The sequence below is a fragment of the Peribacillus frigoritolerans genome, assembly GCF_004358755.1.
GTDB lineage: Bacteria > Bacillota > Bacilli > Bacillales > Bacillaceae > Bacillus_P.
Genome location: NZ_SMZY01000002.1, coordinates 775112 through 795269 on the forward strand (window position 1 = coordinate 775112; position 20158 = coordinate 795269).

The following is a 20158-nucleotide window of genomic DNA, read 5'->3' on the forward strand; positions in this document are numbered from 1 at the left end:
TAAACGGGCGGGAGCCTTTGGTTTGTCCAATCAGCTCTATCCTTATAAGAATAGTCAGAATTAATTTTTATCATAGTAAGAGTTTACAAGATTGTCAATTTATTTCTTCTCTATAAAAATTCTAGAGAAAGATGCAATCTCCTTTAAGCCTTTTTTCTTATGTTTACAACCATCACCCCGGCAATAATCAGAAGACCTCCGGCCACGCTTGCCTTCAAAATCGGTTCATGCAGCAATATGACTGCTGCAATCACAGTTGCAAGGGGTTCAAAGTACAGAAAAGATGACACTTTAGTTGCCTCCATGACTTCGAGCGCTTTGCCCCAAAACCAGTATGCGACTGCAGAGACAAAAATTCCGAGAAACAGCAAATGAGTCCAGTTTTCCGGTGTCAGGTAAGCCATCTGAACAAAGCCATTATTTCTTAAAAAGAAAGGAAGTGTCATGATAAAGCCGAAGAAGCATGTATAAAAAGTAACTGTCAGCGCGGGATATGGAATTTTCAGTTTTTTTATCAGAATTGAATAAACCGCCCAGTTTAATGTACTTAAAATCATCAGCAAGTAACCAATGTTAGCGTGAAAAGTTAAAGACCCGCCTTGTCCATATGAAGTAATTAAAAGAACGCCGAATACCGCAATTGTCATGCCAGCTGCTTTAAAAAGCGTAAATGTTTCTTTCAAAAAGAGACTGGCCAGAACAGCTGTGAAGATCGGGGAAAAAGAGATGATCCATCCCGCTTGCGATGCCTGAATAGACTGCAGGGCTGCTGCTTGAATCACCTGATGAACAAAGATGCCAAGCACTGAAAGGATAAAAATGGACGGAAGATGAACCATCTTCATTTTAAATGGCTGACGAAGGAGCAAAAGAAGGAAAAATAAAAAGACCGCAGCAATGCAAAAGCGCAAAGCAAGCAATGTAAAAGGTTCTAGCTGACTTAAAACAGCTTTCGTTGAAACAAAAGATATTCCCCAGAAAGAAATAGAAACGGCTGCATAGATACTTGCTGTCACATGAACAGATTTCCTCATTTTCAGGCATTCCCCTCCCTCGCATCGGGCTTGTCTTCATATAAGGAATATGTGCTGAAGAATAGAATTATGCCGCGTCCTGAATCTGTCAAAAATCGTTCAAATCAACTGTCTTTTTTTTACATATTTTCATGATATATTTATCCTATAAGTGAAAGGTGGCGATCGAATGACACATTCATTAACAAAGCCAAAATGGGGTCTTTTTGCAGCCCTGGTTCTTCTCATTGCCGGATCGAATGCCGCAATCTACCGTTTTCCATTCATGCAGCCTGTTCCGCAGGGAGCAGCTCTAGGTTCTCTGCTTGATTTTGTGATTGTGATACCGCTTTTAACCTACTTGTTTATCTTAAGAAATAGGTACTCCCTTACCTATCTGGTTCCTGTCATCCTTGCCGGTTATGGATTTGCCCGCTTTCTCCTCCCCGCTCAGCAAATGGAGGCTTTCTCCTTTATACCGCGGCTGCTTTTTGCTTGTGAAGCTCTTGTTTTACTCGCGGAGATTTTGATCCTTATTCTCTTTTTCAAGAAACTTCCGCGAATCATTGGAGATTACAAGTTGAATACTGATCTCCCCTTCTTTTTTCCAAAAGCTAAAGCCGCATTTGAAAAGCATTTGCCTTCAAACCGCTTGATGGATATCGTTTTTACGGAGATTTCCATTTTCTACTATGCTTTGTTCAATTGGCGGAAAAAAGCCCCACAGCATGGAGGCGTTTATTTCACCGCTCATCATCAAACAAGTGTCATTGCCATAAACATCATGCTGATTCACGCAATTGTTCTTGAAACAGCTGGATTTCATTTTCTTCTTCATTCGTTTAGTCCCCTTCTTTCATGGGTATTGCTTATTTTAAACAGCTATGGATTCCTATTTATTCTGGCAGATCTTCAAGCCATAAGACTGACTCCGTTCAGACTGACGGAGCATAGCTTATACCTTCAGGCTGGAATCTCTAAACGCGTCACCATTCCGCTTCACTTAATAAAAGAGATCAGGGACAATGATTACCCTGAAAAATTAACGGGAGATCAAGAAAAAACCGTTCTGGATTTAAGTCTGCCTGATTTCATAAAAGAAAAACCGGCTATTAAAATCGTTTTGACAGAAGCTGTAACCGCAGAGCTCATGTATGGATTTAAAAAGAAAGCAAATGTCATTCTTCTAAATGCCGATGAAGCCCGCCGCTTTATGTCAGACGTTTCGGCAAAAATCAATCGCGCGTGAAGCAAGAATTTTGCCGCAATTCATGCTAAAATGAATGGAAGCGTTTTTAATAATGGATGTGATTCGTCCATCATCTTTGGGGGTATCGTGATGACAGCAAAAGCAGGAATTGTAAAAGAAACGCTGCTTTATTCAAAGGAATTAGAAGAAGAAGTAACGCTCTTGATTTATTTGCCGAAGAATTATTCGCCTCTTTATAAATACAGCCTGATCATTGCACAGGACGGTCAGGATTATTTCAGGCTCGGGCGCATCCCAAGGCAGACAGAGGAGCTGTTAAGCAGGAAAGGAATTGAAAATGTGATCATCGTCGGAATTCCGTATCGTGACGTGCAAGACCGCCGTGATAAATATCATCCGGAAGGGCGGAAGCAAAAAGCCTATATTCGCTTTTTGGCTCATGAAGCTGTTCCCTTTTTGGACAAAGAGTTTCCAACCTATCAAATGGGTGCCGGACGGGCTCTGATTGGAGATTCACTTGCTGGAACTGTATCTTTTATGACTGCTCTTACTTATCCGAATACGTTTGGAAAAGTCATAATGCAATCACCATATTCAGATGAAGCTATTCTGCAGATGGTGAAGGATTTTTCTTCCCCTGCCTTATTATCGATTTATCATCAAATTGGCACGAAAGAAACAGAAGTAAAAACGACAGACGGCGCCGTAATGGACTTCCTGACTCCAAACAGGGAACTGCACGCAGCCATTGAAGCAAAAGGTATTCCATCCGTTTATGAAGAGTTTGAAGGCGATCATAAATGGACATACTGGCAGCCGTCTCTGAAAAAGATTTTAAAAGCAATGTTCTAATGGTCTCATATGCTTCAATCCTAAAATTTTGATATACTATGAATACATAGTTAAACATGGGAGGGAACCCTTATGAAGTACGGAATTGCCATTTTTCCATCAAAAAAACTGCAGGATTCAGCTAACTCTTACCGAAAGCGCTATGATCCCAATTATGCATTGATTCCGCCTCACTTGACGCTTAAACAGCCATTTGAAGCGACAGATGAGCAAGTAAGGGACATTTCAAGAGAGCTGCGACAGATTGCACAAAGAATTCAGCCGCTCTCACTCTCAATTAGAAAATTCAGCTCTTTTTCACCAGTAAACAATGTCATTTATCTTAAAGTGGAGCCGACAGAAGAAATCTTGAATCTGTATGATGCGCTGCACGGCGAATATTTCTCAGATATTGAGCCGGAATATGCCTTTGTCCCGCATATCACGATTGGTCAAAAGCTGTCTGACGATGAACATTCAGATGTGCTTGGCCGCCTGAAAATGACAGATTTTCAGCACGAAGAAACCGTTGACCGCTTTCATCTTCTTTATCAGCTGGAAAATGGATCTTGGACGGTATATGAAACATTTCTGCTTGGAAAGGAAGGACTGTAAGTGATCGCAAGAATTGTAAAGTCAGACGAAGAATTGCAGGACGCTTATGATGTCCGCACAAAAGTTTTTGTAGAAGAACAGCAAGTTCCTGAAGAAGAGGAAATTGATCAATTTGAAAGAGAAGCTTCTCACGTTGTTTTATATGACGGCGACAAGCCAGTCGGCGCAGGACGTTTCCGCATCCTAAACGGCATCGGCAAAATTGAACGCATTTGCGTGCTTCCTGATTACCGATCTAAAGGTGCAGGCAAAATCATCATGGAAAAGCTTGAAGAAATCGCTGTTTCAAAAGAAATGCAGACGTTAAAACTGAATGCACAAACTCATGCAGAGCCTTTCTATGAAAAGCTTGGCTATCACACCATTTCAAAAGAAACATTTTTGGATGCAGGCATTCCGCATGTAACGATGGTTAAAGAAATAAAATTCTAAAAGCAGCGATTTCCGCTGCTTTTTATTTTTCCTTCTTTTTCTTTCTCAATAAAAACAGCCTAAGGTGCACATGCTAAATTCATCTAACATGAGACAAGGTGACATTATGGAATTTGTATATACAGGTCTTGATTTAATCATCGGTTTTTTCGGTTTATTTTTCTTAACGAGAATATTAGGTAAAACGCAAATTACCCAAATTACAACATTTGATTTCATTTCTGCTCTAGTACTTGGAGAGCTTGTAGGAAATGCCGTTTTTGATGATGATACCGGCATACTTAAAATACTCTTCGCCATCACTGTATGGGGAACACTTATTTATCTACTTGAAATCATTACACAAAAGTGGAAAAAAACGAGAGCATTTCTAGAAGGAAGACCGACTATTATTATTCATCATGGGGAGATATTACGTGAAGCTTTAAAGGGATCTAAACTAGACATCAATCAGCTTCAGCATTTAGTAAGGGCAAGAGGCGCATTCTCCCTGAGAGAGGTAGCTTTTGCTGTTCTGGAAACTGACGGGACAGTAAATATTTTAAAAAAGCCAAAGTATGATACCCCGACTCGGCACGACTTTCAAATGGAGCCAAAAAGAGCGATTCTGCCTTTTTCCATGATTCTGGATGGGGAAGTCTTGCTGGATAATGTGAAAGAAGCAGGATTTTCGGAAGAATGGCTCCAGGCAGAGCTCAGAAAACAAAATATAAAGACCTACAGAGAGGTCTTATACGCTGAATGGCTTGAAGGAGATGGACTTTTTCTGCAGAAAATGAATTAGCGCTTTAAATACAAAATGGCATCCTCGACTACCATTTGAGCTTTTTTATCTTTTACAAGCTTGGTGGCGTATGCCGTGATCGCTGTCCGAAACAGCAGCCAAGATGAAAGCGACGGAGGATTAACGTCAAATTGTCGGCACATTTTTTGAATGATCTGCTCATGTGTAAGAGAATCGCCAGATAGCATGTTATAAAGCACAGAGAGTACATGCTGATGATACTCTAAATTTTGCTTGACTGTTTCCTGAAAGGCTTCTTCGTAAGTTCCATGTCCCGGCACCGCGCCAAGACATTTGGTGGTTAACAGTTTTTCTAAAGATTGAAGCGTATCTTCTGCATCTATTATGTAGGGAATTTTATGTTTTTTCAGCTGAGCTGTCCCAAAATAGGCGTCTGCAGCGAATAAAATGCCGTCCGCCTTTACGCCGAGCTGCATAAGACTATGACCCGGGAATGCGATGCATTCAAATAAAACATCGCCAAATTGGTGCTCTCCTTCCGCTGCCTCTTCATCGATCAAAATAGGAGCAGCTTCCAGGAACTTATTCCGAAGTTCTGGCAATGGCTTATTTCCCTGAAATAAGTAAAGCGGTTCCAATATCGGATTCGTTAAAATGGCTGCCTCTTCTTTTGAAGCGAATGTATAAACGTGATGCTTTTCTTGAATATATGCTGCACCGCCGTAATGGTCGGCATGTGCATGGGTAATAAATAAATGGGTTAAAGGAAAGCTCAGTTCTGTTAATTGTCTGCAGACTTTTTTTGCTGTTTGAGCATCAAGGCCTGCATCAATAAGCATTCCGAACTTGCCGCTCCTGATATATCCAATATTGACGGCACCCTGAAAATAAAAGCACTTTTCCGTTAGTTGGATCATTTTCATGACATAACCTCATTTTGACTGAGTCTTTTCAAATAGATTCGTTAAACAGACGCCCATTCCCTGTCATTTTTTTTAAATACATTTCCCTGACCTGTTTTGTTCGTTTTGCCTGATCAAGCATACTGTCAAATTTCTTTCCTTCTTCAGCTGATCTGGTGTTAAGCTGGGTTCGCGTGACACTTGATAATTCTGCATAATCCTGCTTGTGCCTTATCATCCGGTTGGCATACTGCACATATTGATCTAACTGAATTGGTGCTACGTAACTCATCTTCATCACCCCTGTCAGAATCTATTCCCATTATTTCGTGCTCTAAAACGAATCTTCCTTCCCCTTTTTTGTTTTGCTTCCTTTTGATAAGATAGAGTTTGTGTCTTTATCCATAAAGATACGCATTTTATTGTGAAATTATGGGAGGACTTTCGTTGATTTGCGGAAAATTTAAAGATGAATTTATACAGCTCCCTTATTTGGCCAGAGAACGGTTTCAGCAAATCTATGAAGCAAGCCTTCATGGAAAAGTGACATGCGCGTGCTGCAATCAGCCATTAAAGCTATACTTGGGCATCAAACAAAAACCTTATTTTTATCATGCTGATCATGCGGTACATGAGCAATGTGAACAATACAGCGAAACAATCCAGCAGGCGGCTGCCTCAAAGGAAATTGTTTATAAAGAAACGAACGGTTTTCGTATGCCGTCACAAGGAGCTATTGGGGAAGATCAGCCTAAAAAAGAATCGGCGTGGAAGCCATATCAGCTTGCAAAACTTGGGTCTGCTCCGCTCCGTTCAAAAGAGAAAACGGCCGCAAAAAGCATTTTGGAAGTAAAGCTTGATGATACACAGCTTGAAGCTGTTACTACGATTGACGGTCCGCTTCTAGTTCTCGCGGGCGCTGGGAGCGGCAAGACTCGTGTTTTAACAACACGCGCTCTTTATATGATGGAGGAACAGCAAATAAATCCCGGCTCCATCATGCTTGTCACCTTCACATCAAAGGCAGCTCAGGAAATGAAGCACCGCCTGAATGAATATTCGACTTCACAAGCTTCAGGCAGACTTGTGTGCGGAACGTTTCACAGTATTTTTTATAAAATTCTGCTGCACAGCGATCAGGAAAGGTGGAACGGGCAGCACTTGATTAAATGGGACTGGCAGAAAGAGCAGTACATAAAATCAGCCGGACGCGAGCTAGGTCTGGATGAAAAGGAGTTTCCATACGATCAGGCCCTGCAGCAGATCAGCTTCTGGAAAAATACATTTCTTTCTAAGCGCGAAATAAAGCCTGAAACAGAATGGGAAGAACAAGCCTTATTTCTTTACGAAAAATATGAAGAAATGAAGAGCGCTCAAAATCAGTTTGATTTTGATGATATGCTGATTAAATGCTACGAATTATTACTCGAAAATCCCAATCTGCTTGCCCAATATCAAAAGCGGTTCCGCTATTTTCTCGTGGATGAATTCCAGGATATTAATCCGGTTCAGTATGAGCTCTTAAAAATGCTGTCATCCCACACAAATCAGCTTTGTGTTGTCGGTGATGATGATCAATCTATTTACGCATTCAGGGGCAGTGACCCATCTTTTATTCTGAATTTCAAAAATGATTTTCCTGATGCAAAAATTGTGACACTTGCAGAGAATTACCGGTCAAGCCACGAAATTGTTTCAAGCGCCAATTCGGTTATTTCTAAAAATAAACAGCGCCATCAAAAAGCGATGAACGCACAATATCAAAATGAAGCACCTCCCCTCTTCTTTTTTCCTCATGATGAAGAAGAAGAAGCGACACTTGTTGTAAATGACATGAAGGAAAAGCTTGAAAACGGAGCTAAGCCCGGAGAGTTTGCCGTCCTGTACCGGACTCATACGGCAGGGCGTGCCATTTTCGAACGGCTCGCTCAATCGAGCATTCCCTTTACGATTGAACAGGAGGGCCTCTCTTTTTACGAAAGAAGAATGGTTAAGGGGCTGCTTGCATACTTAAGACTCGGTATGAACCCGGACGATTCTGCTGCCATCGTCCATGTGATGAGCGCTCTTTTTATAAAACAGAGTGCCCTGAACGACTTGAAGGCTTTTTCCATCACACATGATTGTACATTCGTTGAGGCGCTGACTAAACTTGAGTCCCTTCAGCCGTTTCAAAAGGCAAAAATCAAGCGGATTGTGCCGATGTTTGCAAAGCTGAAAACACTAAAGCCTGCAGCTGCCATTGATATGATTGAAAAAGATATGGGGTTCTCCGATTTTTTGAAAAAGCGGGGCAATGAAGGGAACGCCATTGAAAAAGGCTCGGACGATCTGAAGGATTTAAGAGTGCTTGCCAATAAATTTGATACGGTCGCAGAACTCCTGGAGCATGTCGAGCATATGACAGCCAAATCGAAGGAATGGAAACAAAAGCGGGACCCGCATGCCGTTCAGCTGATGACCGTTCACAGGGCAAAGGGTTTAGAATATGAACATGTCTATATTTTAGGGGCAGTAGACGGAGGCCTGCCTCATGATTTCGCGCTGGACTCCTTCCGAAAAGGCGATGAAAAGCCAATCGAAGAAGAACGCCGCTTAATGTATGTCGCTATGACACGTGCAAAATCTTCTCTATCTGTATCAGTTCCTCAGTACAGGCGGGGACGAAAAGCCATTCCGTCACGCTTTATCAGAGGATTGATGGTTTAAGTCAAGCGACACTCAGCCGAGCAAAAGATGATGACAGGCAGAACCGATCATATTGAACCTATCCGCAAAAAACGGCCACTCCAACTCTGGAGAGGCCGTTTTCTTATTTCTTGTTAATCATCTTGGAAATGGTTCCAAAGTCGAGCTTCTCTTTTCCATTTACGATGCTGTTTACAATTTTGTCTTCCATTTCTTTATTAACGGGCTTATTGGCGATTTGAGAGACGCGGCGAATGACTCCGCGGACGGTTTGTTCATCTTTGAAATTGGCATTTTGAAGGGAGTTTGCAAGATCTAGAACTTCCTTCATATTTACGCCTGTTTTCTTTTCAAGATTTTTAAAGAAGTGATTATCCATGTTTGTTGCCTCCTTTATGATGATATATCCTATGAAGCTCTGGATCTGTTGTGCCTATCTTTTTTTTAAAAAAAAGGAAAGTACGGACAATAATGCCCGTACTTCCTATTCATTCGATTTCGTTATGCTTAGTTATAGAAAGAAGCACCTACGATGATCAATAAGATGAACAATACTACGATTAATACGAATGTTGAACCGTAGTAGCCGCCGCCGTAACCGCCGCCGTAACCGCCGCCATATCCACAATATCCGTAACCCATATCTTAGCCACCTCCTTCTGCCTTTCGTCTATACATCTTATGTCAGATGAACCTGTTTGTTTGGACAGATTGAGCAGGTCAAGTGCGGAAATTTAAGATTTTAGATGTTTTTCCTGTGCTGTCATCCATCTCTCCATGTCACTTGCCATCTGCTCCATCCCACCTTCAAATTTGCCTGCTGAGATGTCCAGTGAATCTAAGTCTTTCTCCTTCTCGTTCATCCATTTAGAATGCTTTTTTTGGATCTCATCATGACGGCCATAGAGTCCTTCAAGAAACTTTTCGAATTCCCCGCTAAACTTTCCCAAATCACTCACCTCTCCAAATAACTTATTCAATAAGAAAGCATTTTGCCTATAGCTGGAAATACAAAAAATCCACTGTGGTAACAGAGGATTTTTTCATGTATTTAATGGATAAACCTATTCTTTCACAATCTTCTTTTTCTTGCCGCATCCGCAGCCTGCCTTCAGTGTATTGCCGGATAACTGCTTATATTGGGAAGAGCCAAACACCACGACTGGATTTGAACTGGCGGATTTTGTTGATTTTTTGTATTGCATGCTAATCCTCCCTTTCTGTTACTACTCATACAATATGTTAATAAACTATGCTTTGACTTCAGCGAAAGAACTATTTACAAAAGCGGAGGTGCCTGGTTAGCGCAGGCAGACAGATAAGGATCCGGCAAATAATTAAATCTACATATAATACAAAACAATGAAAACAGAAGTTACTCCTTCTGCCTTCCATTATCTTTTGATGCTTGACTTTTCAAGTTGCTCATAAACCATGAGTCAAACTTCTCTGCTGTTTCGTGATCAGCTATATCTTTTTCAGTGTTGTTTTTGGTAAGCAATTCAAATAGGACCAGATTTTCCCCTTCTAGACTCCTAAGCTTTTCTTTGAGAATGCTATTTTCCTTTCTAAGTTCATTGAATGTACCATTCTCCTCATAATCGAGCAGCTGTGCTTTTGTATGCGAAAGCTCCCTCTGCAAATAGGCCATTCTTGCTTTAAGAGTCTTTACACTTTCGGTTTGCTGATTTGTCACTCTTTTCCTCTCCCTCCATATACTTAAATTATTCCCTTACTAATAAGAAATTCAGACTTCCGTGCATTTATGCAGGAAACTGACATTCACCTAAAATTCCGCTCTTATCACGGCACACAAATTGGGAAAAAACATACTATACATTAGTCCCGACACCTAATGTATCTGTTCATTAAAATGGACGGGAGAAATTAAGATAGGAGGAAAACAACAGTGAGTCATCATTCTCGTAAAGAAAAAGTTTGTATTAAGACGCGTAAAGTGTACGACTGGGTTACTCGTCCGGTAGATCTGCCATTAATCAGCGTTAATGACAAAGAATTAGATAAATTATTCGACTGCGGAGAAAAACATGATAAACATGATGATCTTTGTAAATTCTTAAAACACAAGGTGAGATCAGGCGATTTAACAGTCAATTGTTTCCTGAGTGATAAGGATGGACGTAAAATTGATCCGAATTCAGACAGCAGATCATTCCTTTGCCAGGAAATTTCGCCTTCTGACAAACGCACAGATGTAAAAGTGAATCTTCCAAACGGCGATGAAGTTACATTGCAAAAAGTGAAAGTTCTTGTAAAAGGCTTCGTGACAGTTGAAATTTTAGATGCAAACGACAACGTTCTTTGTGAATCAAAGCCTATTCCATTCGCTACGGCACAAACATTTATTCTTTGTGCACCAGAAGGCACAGAGCTTGATTGTCATATTAACTTCTTTGAATGCGACGCAACTTTAGTCTGCACAGATGTGTTTTCACAATTAGACGTATCCATTACATTCTGCTTAGATGTTCAAATGGAAGCTAATGTGAAACTTGAAGTGGAAGCTAAAATCTGCAGACCGCGTGATGAGCTGACAGAAGCAATCAACGCATGCGACAATAACAACTTCCCGCCGCAATGCCCGGATATCTTCCCAGTACACTAATACCATTAAGATGGCTGCTGAACCAGCAGCCTCTTATTTTTGTTTTTTATCAAAACCATTTGAAATGATTTTCTGTTGTTTCTCATACATATGCTTTAGGGAGTTCAGAAAGGAGCGGCAAAAGATGAAAAAGCAAGAAGGTCCTCATTCTGCAGAACGTTTCATTCAGCTTCAGCAGCAGATTCTGCATTACCGTTCTGAACTAAGCCGCATGCAGAAGCTTGTAAGTGATGCAGAAAATCAGGTAAAAAAAGAAATCATCCGCAACCAGTATTTGCAGGAAAAACTAAATGAAGCTCTTCATACTCATACTGAACAATACGAGAAAGAAGTTTTTCAGCTTGAAAAAAAAGTACTTAAACTTGAAGTGGCCCTTGAAGAAGAAAAAAGACGAACAGCTGATATCCGAAAAAAAATGCTGATGCAGGAAGAACAAGCAAAGCCAGCTGTTATTGAACCTGTTTTTCAAGTTCATTCATATTTCCAGGCATCTATTTTCCTTCCTCAATCAGAAGATGACAATCTGTCTGTATTTGGAGATTTTATTATAAAAAATACAGGGAATCAGCCGCTTCAGCAGCCGATTATCTGCATTCAAATTTCCCCGCTTCAATTCGGATCATTAAGCGGAAAAATCATTATGCAGCGTAAAATGGATGACACCAAAATCTATGAGGATGCCCCAAGCAATCATTGGAAGCATGTTCATGAAAATTGGAGAGAGCGAATTCGCAGCGAAAATCAATACTGGCTTCAGCCGATAACAGAAACTCAAATCAATCCAAATGAGGATCTTATTTTTTCAGGTTTCGAAATTTCCTTCCCTATACCCGACAAACGTCCAATATCTGTAAAAGGGTTTGTTTATGCGAAGGAACTGCCTAAGGGTGTCTCCTCACTCAATCATCTTTCCATCCAATAACATTCAGAACGAAATGCTGAAGTGCTGCCGGTAAAAGATTCCACAAAAAAAGAGTCTAGCAATAGACTCTTTTAAAATGTTAATTTTTCAATGATAGACTCCAGGATCGCCGCACATCCTGCAATGGCCAATATGAGTATGAGAGGAGCTGCCTGCTCTGTCATATATACAAAGATAAAATACAAAAAGGCCGATGTCCAAATTCCCGTGCACCAGTAACAGCTGAGCAATTCACCAATCCATTTCTGCAGCCCGGTGCCCTTTATTTCAATGTAGGAAAGTTTACTTCCATCCGGCAATACTTCTTCTGCTTCCCTGTGGAAGGGCCTTCTGATAAATGCGGTTATTCTATCATAAACAAGCAATCTGGTAAGGCGGAAGCTCGCTAAAAACAGCAGGATAAAATCGATCCATCCAATCATACAGGTCTCCTTCTTTGCTTTTAGATAATGATACATTTTATGAAAGCATTCAGCGTTTATGACCGAAGTTAACGTTTACTGGTTAAATATCCATACTTTCTGGGGAGATGCAACATATACTGGTTAGTAAATCAAATTGAAGGAGGATCTTATGAGTAAATTACAATTTTCTGGTGAAGGCGGATCCACGCTGCCTGTCAAAGAGATACTGATTCAATTAACAGAAGGTACAGAAGTCAATGTACATGCCGGTGAGAAAATTTATTATGAAGCCTCTTTAATTTCTATAGACCTTGAAGGTGAATGCGCCCAATTTATGATTGACCGTTTTTACGAGCACGGCGGAACACAAAAGTCATTTTCTTTCGATGAAATAACAGGACTGGATCTGCCTGTATCTGAAAAGAACATTGAAGGAGAGGATGAATAAAGAGCTGACGTTAAAAAGCTTTTTCTGGATGTCAGGGGGAATGGATGCTTGTCAAAAAAAGAAATCGTGCCCGTTCAATATTTACAGACATTAGAAGGCAATTATGCTCATCTGTTTTTATTCAGTGATAATCAGAAGTATGTTGTAAAATTTCATCGTGTTCGAAAATACCGCAAACGCGAAGTTGTTAATGAATGGCTTGCCGTTAAGCTTGCACGGCTTCTTGATCTGCCTGTATTAAACATAAAACTTGTTGACATGCCAATAGCTTCCCTTGCAGATCTGCCTGCTTACCGCCACGCATCCTATAAATCAGGAAAACACCTTGCAATCCCGTTTCTTGAACATGCTGCCTCTTACGATGAACTTAGTGAACTCCCGCATAAAGAAAATCTAGTAAACGTTAATAACCTCGCAGGTATGCTCGTGTTCGATCAGTGGATAAACAACAATGACCGAAGCCGGACAAATCTCCTGTTCGAAAAAAATGATGGCGGAAGTTATCATTTCCGGATGATTGACCATGGCAGGTGCTTCCCGGGAATGTATGAATGGAACGAAGAAACTCTCGTTCAGGACCCATTGTACCGGGTTAAAATGCCTGTATATAAATGGGCAAGTTCACTTGTTCGAGATCCCTCTCTGCTGTTTGCTTTCAGTGAAAAAATCATGAACCTTAATCAAGATTTTATTTGGAATGTCCTCAACGAAATACCTTCTGAATGGGATGTATCCGAGACGGAAAAAGAAAAATTGTATGCCTTCTTAAATAGAGAACATCTGCATGAGCTGCCAAAACTGGTAATAGAAGCAAACAGCGAGTACTTCAGCACCTTGTGAGGTGTTTTTTTGTTTTCGCTCTTTTTGTAACCTTCACTGGTTTCATGCCTTCCCTGCAGCAAAAATATAAAAAACGCAGCCATCACTCTGCGTTTCTGTACTCTAATTCTAATTGTTTTTTTACAAATCTTTCATACAGTTCATGCTGCCTTCTCAGCTGCTTTTTTAATTCGAATCTTTCCTCTATAACGCATCTTGCAGCCTTTGAGTATTCACTCCAAGCTTCCGGTGACCGTATGAATGATTCAATGCCGTCAACAAGCTGCTGAATATTCCGTTCTTCTATTAAATAACCTGTACGCAAATGAGTAATCAGCTCAGGTATACCTGCATGTCTAGTTGATATGACCGGCAGCCCGATGGCCATCGCTTCTTTTAAAGCATTGGGAATTCCCTCAACATCTCCATTTTGTGCCGTTTCGCTGGGCAAGCAAAAGAGATGTGCTTTTTGAAGTTCCGCAGCTATTTCAAACAAGCTCATTTTCCCTAATAAAAAAACGGATTGTGTTAACTCAAGTTCTTCAATGAGCTTTTGAAGAACAGGCCTCTCTTTGCCGCCTCCGATAATTTTCAGCTTGATTTGGGGATGATTTTTTTGAACAGTTCTAAATGCATGAATAAGGGTTTCATGTCCTTTTTTTTGAACAAGCCTGCCGACTGAAATAATGACGAATTCCCCATCAAACGGTTTGCGCCGTTCTTGGAAAGGAAACAGATCAAGGTCAATTCCCCCGTACAGGACATTTATCTTGTCACTCGGAACCCCAAGTTTCAGCAGCTCATTTCCGAGATACTCACAGACCGGAACGAATAAGCTGTCATAATTCACAATCGACCGGTACCGGGAAAAATTTTTATTATAAAGCACTTCACTTTGTGCTGAACCGTCTGAACCGCGGATGCTCACTATAAAAGGAAGATTGTGCTGCATGGCAAGCGGAAAAACATCAACGGCATGTTTTCCGTGATGTGCATGGATGGCGACTACCTTTTGTTCTTTAAAAAACGCATCCAGATCTGAAATTTCATTCATATTATAAAAGGATTCAAATGGAAAATCAGTGTCTTGTTTTCTTGGAAAAGGACCGATTACAATCGACCGGTACAGCCCCTGATAAACCATTTGATTATAAATAAAGCGCTGATTGATTTTCATGTCTTCCATTAAATAATGGGCAATTGTTTCCATATGAGAAGATTCACTCCTCTGCTCACGGTAAAGATAAGATTCTTATCCTCCACTCGCTCTTCATTTTTTTATGTTCTAGCCTATTCACAAGCTGCCGGAAAGGCAATTTGTCCTTGTTAAAAGCTTCTTTTATGAGTTTTTTCTCAGATGCTGTAACCTTTCAGGCTTGTTTCATAATAGGCTATGAGAGATGGTGTTTAGAAAGGGGTTTCTACTATGAATGTTTGCGTGATTGGCGCTGGCTATGTTGGCTTAACAACTGCAGCCGTTCTCTCAGATATTGGTCATCACGTTACATGCATCGATCAAGACATTAAAAAGATTGCATCGCTGCAGAACGGCTATATACCAATTTTCGAACCTGATTTAGAAGATTGCGTCCAGAAAAATAAAAGCAGGCTCCGCTTTACGGACGATCTTCCCTCATGCATAAACCATGCAGAAATCATTATTATGGCAGTCGGTACACCGTCCCTTCCGGATGGCAGCACAAATTTAAGCTTTCTATATAAAGCGATGATTGATGTCATGGAACATCTTGCTTCCTATAAAATAATCATGATAAAAAGTACGGTTCCCCCAGGGACTAATGCAGCTATCCTGCAGCTCCTGAAAGATAAGGGGTATCAGCGGGATCTGTTTGATCTTGTATCAAATCCTGAATTTTTAAGAGAAGGATCGGCACTCCATGATATGAAGTTTCCAGATCGGATTGTTTATGGCTTAGCAAAAGAAAACGAGGATTTGCTTGGTCAGATGAAAGAACTATACCGCGGAATTGATGCTCCCGTTATTGTCACAAATTATGCTGGAGCAGAATTAATCAAATATGCTTCTAATGCTTTTCTGGCTGCTAAAATCAGTTTTATAAATGAAATCGCCCGGTTTTGTGAACAATTTGGCGCCGATGTGACGCATGTTGCTAAGGGTATTGGCTTGGATGCGCGAATTGGCCCCTCATTTTTGCAGGCAGGCATTGGCTACGGCGGTTCCTGTTTTCCAAAAGACTTAAAATCGTTAAGTTTTACTGCTAAAGATAACGGACTTCAGCCTCTCATATTGGATGCCGTTCAATCTGTAAATGCTTCTCAAATGAACATCTATTTTGAGAAAATAAGAGCCATGTTTCAGGATCTGTCCTCTATGAAAATTGCCGTGCTTGGTATTGCTTTTAAACCGAATACAGATGATATCCGCGAATCACCTGCTGTTGCATTCATCAAAAAACTGCATGAGTATGGGTGCACAGTTTCTGCATATGATCCCAAAGCATCTCTGCCGGAAGAACTAAGAATGATTGTGCAGACTGAAACTCCGGAAGATGCCATGCTGGATGCGGATCTAACTGTTGTGGCAACAGATTGGAAACAATTTATTGGACTCGACTGGAAGCAGGCACGGATTAAAATGAAAGGCAGATCAGTACTTGATGCAAGAAACTGCCTTGATCCTGACATCATCAGGGCAGCTGATTTAAACTATATTGGAGTTGGCCGCATATGAGAATTATTGTAACAGGCTGTGCTGGATTTATCGGCTCACACTTATGCGAAAAGCTTTTGGAGCAGGAAGAAAACACAATTATCGGGATCGATTGTTTTATCGGTCCGACACCTTATTCTTTAAAAGACTTAAATATATATAGTTTACTGCAGCACCCGCGTTTTCAGCTTATTAAAGACTCAATCATGAATATTGATTGTGCAGAACTTTTGCAAAAAGCAGATGTTGTTTATCATCTGGCAGGCATTCCAGGGGTAAGAGCAAGCTGGGGCAAGGATTTTTTTCCATATACAGAAAATAATATCCTCGCCGCCCAGCGTCTATTGGAGGCCGCTAAGTCTGTCAATCTGAAAAAGTTCATCTATGCTTCCACCTCGTCTATTTATGGATACAAACACGGAATGGTGGCTGAGGATGCCATGCCCGAACCGCTCTCGCCTTACGGGGTAACAAAGCTTGCAGGCGAGCACTTATGCTCTGTTTATCAACAGAACTTTGATGTTCCTGTTACGATTTTGCGTTATTTTACTGTGTATGGGCCAAGACAGCGGCCAGATATGGCTTTTCACCGTTTTTTCAAACAAATTCTCACGGATCAGCCGCTTACATTATTCGGAGACGGCACTCAATCCCGTGATTTTACTTACATTGATGATTGCGTAAAAGGAACAGCGGCTGTGATGAATGCAGAGAATACGATTGGAAAAATCTTTAACATCGGCGGAAAAGAAAGAGCTGCCATTTATGAAATTATTAATGAAATGGAAAAAATCACAGGCAAAAAGGCTGTTATCCGCTATTTAGATGCAGCGACCGGCGAACCGAAACACACCCATGCAGATATCTCCCACGCATCCAGGGAATTAGGCTATTCACCTGATATTCCTTTGCGCGAAGGACTGATCAAAGAATATGAATATATGAAAGTCATCCTAAAAGGAGAATCAACATGAATCTCGCTTTTATCTGCACTGAAAAACTGCCTGCACCTGCTATTAAAGGAGGGGCCATTCAGCTCATGCTTGATGGAATCTCTCCTTATTTCAGCAAGAATTACACGTTAACGGTTTATTCTATTACCGATCCGCTTTTGCCGGAGAGAAATAGTGAGAACGGAATAACCTATATCCGCTTTCCGAGACTTGGATTTTCAGAGAATGTCGCAATGGATTTAAAAGAAAAATCATTCACTCACATCCATATTTTTAATCGCCCAAGTGAAGTTTGCAGATATAAGGCAGCTTCACCCGACAGCAAAATCATTTTAAGTCTTCATAATGATATGTTTACGACGAGAAAGCTGAGCGGCGAGGAAGCCTGTGAAGTCATTGATCACTGCGATAGCATCACAACAGTAAGTGAATACATTAAACGCACCGTCACCGTCCGGTATCCTCAAGCTGAACCAAAAACTCATGTAGTATATTCTGGAGTTGATATCACAAAATTCCACCCAGTCTGGTCTGTAAAGGGACAGGAAATAAGAGCTGAGCGGAAGAAAAAGTATGGCTTGGAGCAGCATCATAAAGTCATTCTTTTCATAGGCAGGTTAAGCAAAACGAAAGGTCCTGACCTGCTTATTAAATCCATGTACGAGATTATCAAACACGAACCAGATGCCGTTCTTGTCATCGTCGGCGGAAAATGGTTCAGTGAAAACGGACTGAACGATTATGTCAGACACCTGCACGAAATAGCCGAGCCTATTAAACATAAGGTCCTATTCACAAAATATATACCAGCACCTGATATTCCAAACATTCTCCTGATGGGGGACCTCCTTGTTTGCAGTTCCCAATGGCACGAGCCTCTTGCCAGAATTCATTACGAAGCAATGGCAGCTGGTCTGCCCATACTTACGACCGATCGCGGAGGCAATGCTGAAGTAATATATAATGATGTAAATGGATATGTAATCCGAGAATATGATCAGAAAGAGGCGTTCATTTCATCTATTACACGCCTTTTACAAAACACCAGCCTCTCTGAATATTTTGCGAAAAACGGAAGAAGGATGGTCGAAGAGAAATTCTCGTTTATAAATACAGCAAAAAAGCTTGAGCAAATCTATTTAAACTCTTAAAAGAACCAGCCATTGTGGCTGGTTCTTCCATCTTTATTAATCTGCTTTTGTGATCCGCTATGGAAAACCCAAGCATCTCATACTGCAGCTATGATTAGATAAAAATAACACGAGTCGTCCTTCTGGAAGAATAGGTTTTTGATTTTCTCTTGCCGATTCCAATAAAAATACCGTCGTCTTGAATACTGTAAAAATCAGAGTCTTCATCAATCAATTGCTCCATTAATTGATCGTAATTAAAGGTAGATTGATCATCCTGAACCCCTTCCATGATTGCAGGCTCAAAGACATCCATTTTGACTGGAACAGCTGACGGCGCTATCATTTCCTTAGAAACAGCTTCCTTTTTTACAGGCGAGAATGCCGTTTGATTCATTGCAGAATTCCGCCTGTTTCTTACAGGAAGCTCTACAAGCATAATATTCTCATTATGAGGTTCAGGATGCTTTATTTTATACTGGGACAAAAACAGTTCAGGATCTGCAAGCATGCTTTCATACTCTGCAGAGCTCCAGCCCATTGGACCAGGCGGGGAAAAGGAAAAATCACCTAATTTTACTATTGGTATTTCATTGTGATCTTTTTTTGCCTCACTCATCTTATATCCCCTCCTTTATGCTTTTATTTTGGAATAAAACTCATCAAAATCTGTTAGAAATTTTTGTTTTGATTGTTCAACAGCGATAATGTTCTGAATAGCCCAAATGTATTTTTCATCTGACCAAGACGTTTTTTGGCCCAAAAAATATTTGTGAACAATGGAACAGTATAAATGCGGAAATTTCAAATCTGTCCATAACACCCGGTATTGATCTTTTGTAAGGGGATTCGTTTTGTCATACGTTCTTAAGAGTTCGATGACAAGATCATGATCCCACACTGACATTTTTTTCATGACTTTATTTAAAATAACTCTTAGATCCCTGGATGGCAGATCAGCTGTAATGGAATGAAGCTCTTTCATCGCAAGCCCCTCATCCAGCTCAATAAAACGGGCAAGAGTAAAGTCCTGCTGGCAAAACATTCTGGATTCCAGGCATTCCAGCGACCACTTCTCATAATGTCCCTCATCGAGTTCTGCCAAAGCCTGTTTTCCGCGGAGGATCATTTCATCTATTGATTCAATCACCATTTTTGAAAATTGATCATTCATCCACGTTTGTTCCATTTCAGGATCAATCACAGCTGGTGCCGGAAGGTTATTTTCCAGGTCTGATTTTATGGCAAGCATTTTATTTCCTTCCAGTTCCTGCAGCTTCCAGCGGAATAACTTGTGCCATTTGCCAAGACGGCTTCTTTTTTTACTCGTTTCATGCGGCATGTATCCGGCTGATGCTTGATGAAACTTCCCTATAAACTCCATGATTTGCAGCATTTGGCGTTTGTCATAATAGAGCACTTCTTTTCCTTCTTGCAGATCATAAAGAACGTATGCTGAGTTTTCGGCGCCTACGCAAATAGCTCCAGCTTTGGTGCGGTGAATGGCGGCAATTTGGAGGCCATTTTCCTGTAAATGCTCATGTCCTTCTGCGATCAGCAGCATTCTCGAAGGCTTCATCACAACTCTTTTTAATATTTTTGTCCCTTGCTCAGTTTCCACCCGCCAAGTCGTTCTTCCGCTTTTGTTCGTTAATAGGGTTATTGACTGCACATCAAAAGGGTACAAGCTTAATATATTCATTTGAAGTTCATGCCGGCTTAGTTCTG

The 20158-nt window shown here is 40.8% G+C and carries 24 protein-coding genes and 1 pseudogene; 13 read left to right on the top strand and 12 right to left on the bottom strand.

Annotation, left to right across the window (positions count from 1 at the left end; all coding sequences use genetic code 11):
* Positions 1 to 143: 143 nt before the first annotated feature.
* Positions 144 to 1034, bottom strand: coding sequence for a DMT family transporter (locus E2R53_RS11290; RefSeq protein WP_133311850.1), 891 nt, complete (start codon positions 1032 to 1034; stop codon positions 144 to 146).
* Between the two features lie 169 nt (positions 1035 to 1203).
* Between E2R53_RS11290 and E2R53_RS11295 the strand changes: the two genes are divergently transcribed.
* From E2R53_RS11295 to E2R53_RS11315, 5 genes are all read left to right on the top strand, one after another.
* A complete protein-coding gene (locus E2R53_RS11295) occupies positions 1204 to 2262 on the top strand; it encodes a hypothetical protein (protein WP_133311851.1) in 1059 nt (352 codons plus the stop codon).
* Positions 2263 to 2352: 90 nt separating this feature from the next.
* Positions 2353 to 3075: an alpha/beta hydrolase gene (locus tag E2R53_RS11300; protein WP_133311852.1), complete on the top strand. Its 723-nt coding sequence runs from the start codon at positions 2353 to 2355 to the stop codon at positions 3073 to 3075.
* A 72-nt stretch (positions 3076 to 3147) separates the two neighbouring features.
* Positions 3148 to 3669 carry a YjcG family protein gene (locus tag E2R53_RS11305; protein WP_133311853.1) on the top strand — a complete coding sequence of 174 codons (522 nt, stop codon included), beginning with the start codon at positions 3148 to 3150 and terminating at the stop codon, positions 3667 to 3669.
* Complete coding sequence (locus tag E2R53_RS11310) at positions 3670 to 4101, top strand: GNAT family N-acetyltransferase (protein WP_133311854.1); 432 nt, start codon at positions 3670 to 3672, stop codon at positions 4099 to 4101.
* A 106-nt stretch (positions 4102 to 4207) separates the two neighbouring features.
* Positions 4208 to 4885 carry a DUF421 domain-containing protein gene (locus E2R53_RS11315; protein ID WP_070878337.1) on the top strand — a complete coding sequence of 226 codons (678 nt, stop codon included), beginning with the start codon at positions 4208 to 4210 and terminating at the stop codon, positions 4883 to 4885.
* On the opposite strand, the gene E2R53_RS11320 is transcribed toward E2R53_RS11315, so the two are convergent.
* The gene (locus E2R53_RS11320) at positions 4882 to 5769 is read right to left on the bottom strand and encodes an MBL fold metallo-hydrolase (RefSeq protein WP_133311855.1); all 888 of its coding nucleotides are present in this window, start codon (positions 5767 to 5769) and stop codon (positions 4882 to 4884) included. The genes E2R53_RS11315 and E2R53_RS11320 overlap by 4 nt on opposite strands.
* A gap of 28 nt (positions 5770 to 5797) precedes the next feature.
* Positions 5798 to 6040, bottom strand: a complete 243-nt coding sequence (locus E2R53_RS11325; protein ID WP_133311856.1) for a hypothetical protein — start codon at positions 6038 to 6040, stop codon at positions 5798 to 5800.
* 155 nt (positions 6041 to 6195) lie between these two features.
* On the opposite strand from E2R53_RS11325, the gene E2R53_RS11330 reads away from it, so the two are divergent.
* Positions 6196 to 8457, top strand: a complete 2262-nt coding sequence (locus E2R53_RS11330; protein WP_286166151.1) for an ATP-dependent helicase — start codon at positions 6196 to 6198, stop codon at positions 8455 to 8457.
* A gap of 103 nt (positions 8458 to 8560) precedes the next feature.
* Here the strand turns inward: E2R53_RS11330 and E2R53_RS11335 are convergent, their stop codons facing one another.
* The 5 genes from E2R53_RS11335 to E2R53_RS11350 form a co-directional block, all read right to left on the bottom strand.
* Positions 8561 to 8815: a stage VI sporulation protein F gene (locus tag E2R53_RS11335; protein WP_070878328.1), complete on the bottom strand. Its 255-nt coding sequence runs from the start codon at positions 8813 to 8815 to the stop codon at positions 8561 to 8563.
* A 128-nt stretch (positions 8816 to 8943) separates the two neighbouring features.
* Complete coding sequence (locus E2R53_RS11340) at positions 8944 to 9078, bottom strand: YjcZ family sporulation protein (protein WP_133311858.1); 135 nt, start codon at positions 9076 to 9078, stop codon at positions 8944 to 8946.
* Positions 9079 to 9170: 92 nt separating this feature from the next.
* Positions 9171 to 9386 carry a hypothetical protein gene (locus E2R53_RS11345; protein ID WP_133311859.1) on the bottom strand — a complete coding sequence of 72 codons (216 nt, stop codon included), beginning with the start codon at positions 9384 to 9386 and terminating at the stop codon, positions 9171 to 9173.
* A 114-nt stretch (positions 9387 to 9500) separates the two neighbouring features.
* Entirely contained in the window at positions 9501 to 9641 is a 141-nt protein-coding gene (locus tag E2R53_RS23255) for a hypothetical protein (protein WP_165970961.1), read from the bottom strand.
* 170 nt (positions 9642 to 9811) lie between these two features.
* Complete coding sequence (locus tag E2R53_RS11350) at positions 9812 to 10132, bottom strand: hypothetical protein (protein ID WP_133311860.1); 321 nt, start codon at positions 10130 to 10132, stop codon at positions 9812 to 9814.
* A 213-nt stretch (positions 10133 to 10345) separates the two neighbouring features.
* Here E2R53_RS11350 and E2R53_RS11355 point away from each other — a divergent pair, with 213 nt between their 5' ends.
* Positions 10346 to 11062, top strand: coding sequence for a hypothetical protein (locus E2R53_RS11355; protein WP_133311861.1), 717 nt, complete (start codon positions 10346 to 10348; stop codon positions 11060 to 11062).
* A gap of 124 nt (positions 11063 to 11186) precedes the next feature.
* Positions 11187 to 11984 carry a hypothetical protein gene (locus tag E2R53_RS11360; protein ID WP_133311862.1) on the top strand — a complete coding sequence of 266 codons (798 nt, stop codon included), beginning with the start codon at positions 11187 to 11189 and terminating at the stop codon, positions 11982 to 11984.
* Between the two features lie 71 nt (positions 11985 to 12055).
* On the opposite strand, the gene E2R53_RS11365 is transcribed toward E2R53_RS11360, so the two are convergent.
* Positions 12056 to 12406: a DUF1360 domain-containing protein gene (locus E2R53_RS11365; RefSeq protein WP_133311863.1), complete on the bottom strand. Its 351-nt coding sequence runs from the start codon at positions 12404 to 12406 to the stop codon at positions 12056 to 12058.
* Positions 12407 to 12557: 151 nt separating this feature from the next.
* Here E2R53_RS11365 and E2R53_RS11370 point away from each other — a divergent pair, with 151 nt between their 5' ends.
* Positions 12558 to 12836, top strand: a complete 279-nt coding sequence (locus E2R53_RS11370; RefSeq protein WP_133311864.1) for a hypothetical protein — start codon at positions 12558 to 12560, stop codon at positions 12834 to 12836.
* 48 nt (positions 12837 to 12884) lie between these two features.
* Positions 12885 to 13676, top strand: coding sequence for a HipA family kinase (locus E2R53_RS11375; RefSeq protein ID WP_133311865.1), 792 nt, complete (start codon positions 12885 to 12887; stop codon positions 13674 to 13676).
* Between the two features lie 82 nt (positions 13677 to 13758).
* Here the strand turns inward: E2R53_RS11375 and E2R53_RS11380 are convergent, their stop codons facing one another.
* Positions 13759 to 14865: a glycosyltransferase gene (locus tag E2R53_RS11380; RefSeq protein ID WP_133311866.1), complete on the bottom strand. Its 1107-nt coding sequence runs from the start codon at positions 14863 to 14865 to the stop codon at positions 13759 to 13761.
* 213 nt (positions 14866 to 15078) lie between these two features.
* Here E2R53_RS11380 and E2R53_RS11385 point away from each other — a divergent pair.
* The 3 genes and pseudogenes from E2R53_RS11385 to E2R53_RS11395 all read left to right on the top strand — a co-directional run.
* A pseudogene (locus E2R53_RS11385) lies at positions 15079 to 16368 on the top strand (UDP-glucose dehydrogenase family protein); the annotation flags it as partial.
* Positions 16365 to 17321: an NAD-dependent epimerase/dehydratase family protein gene (locus E2R53_RS11390; protein ID WP_133311868.1), complete on the top strand. Its 957-nt coding sequence runs from the start codon at positions 16365 to 16367 to the stop codon at positions 17319 to 17321. The pseudogene E2R53_RS11385 and the gene E2R53_RS11390, both read left to right, overlap by 4 nt.
* Positions 17318 to 18451 (top strand): glycosyltransferase family 4 protein, encoded by a 1134-nt coding sequence (locus tag E2R53_RS11395; protein WP_133311869.1) that lies wholly within the window; start codon positions 17318 to 17320, stop codon positions 18449 to 18451. The genes E2R53_RS11390 and E2R53_RS11395 overlap by 4 nt, the downstream gene beginning before the upstream one ends.
* Positions 18452 to 18545: 94 nt before the next feature.
* On the opposite strand, the gene E2R53_RS11400 is transcribed toward E2R53_RS11395, so the two are convergent.
* Complete coding sequence (locus E2R53_RS11400; RefSeq protein ID WP_133311870.1) at positions 18546 to 19049, bottom strand: hypothetical protein; 504 nt, start codon at positions 19047 to 19049, stop codon at positions 18546 to 18548.
* Between the two features lie 15 nt (positions 19050 to 19064).
* Positions 19065 to 20132: a CotS family spore coat protein gene (locus E2R53_RS11405; RefSeq protein ID WP_133312263.1), complete on the bottom strand. Its 1068-nt coding sequence runs from the start codon at positions 20130 to 20132 to the stop codon at positions 19065 to 19067.
* Positions 20133 to 20158 lie beyond the last annotated feature (26 nt).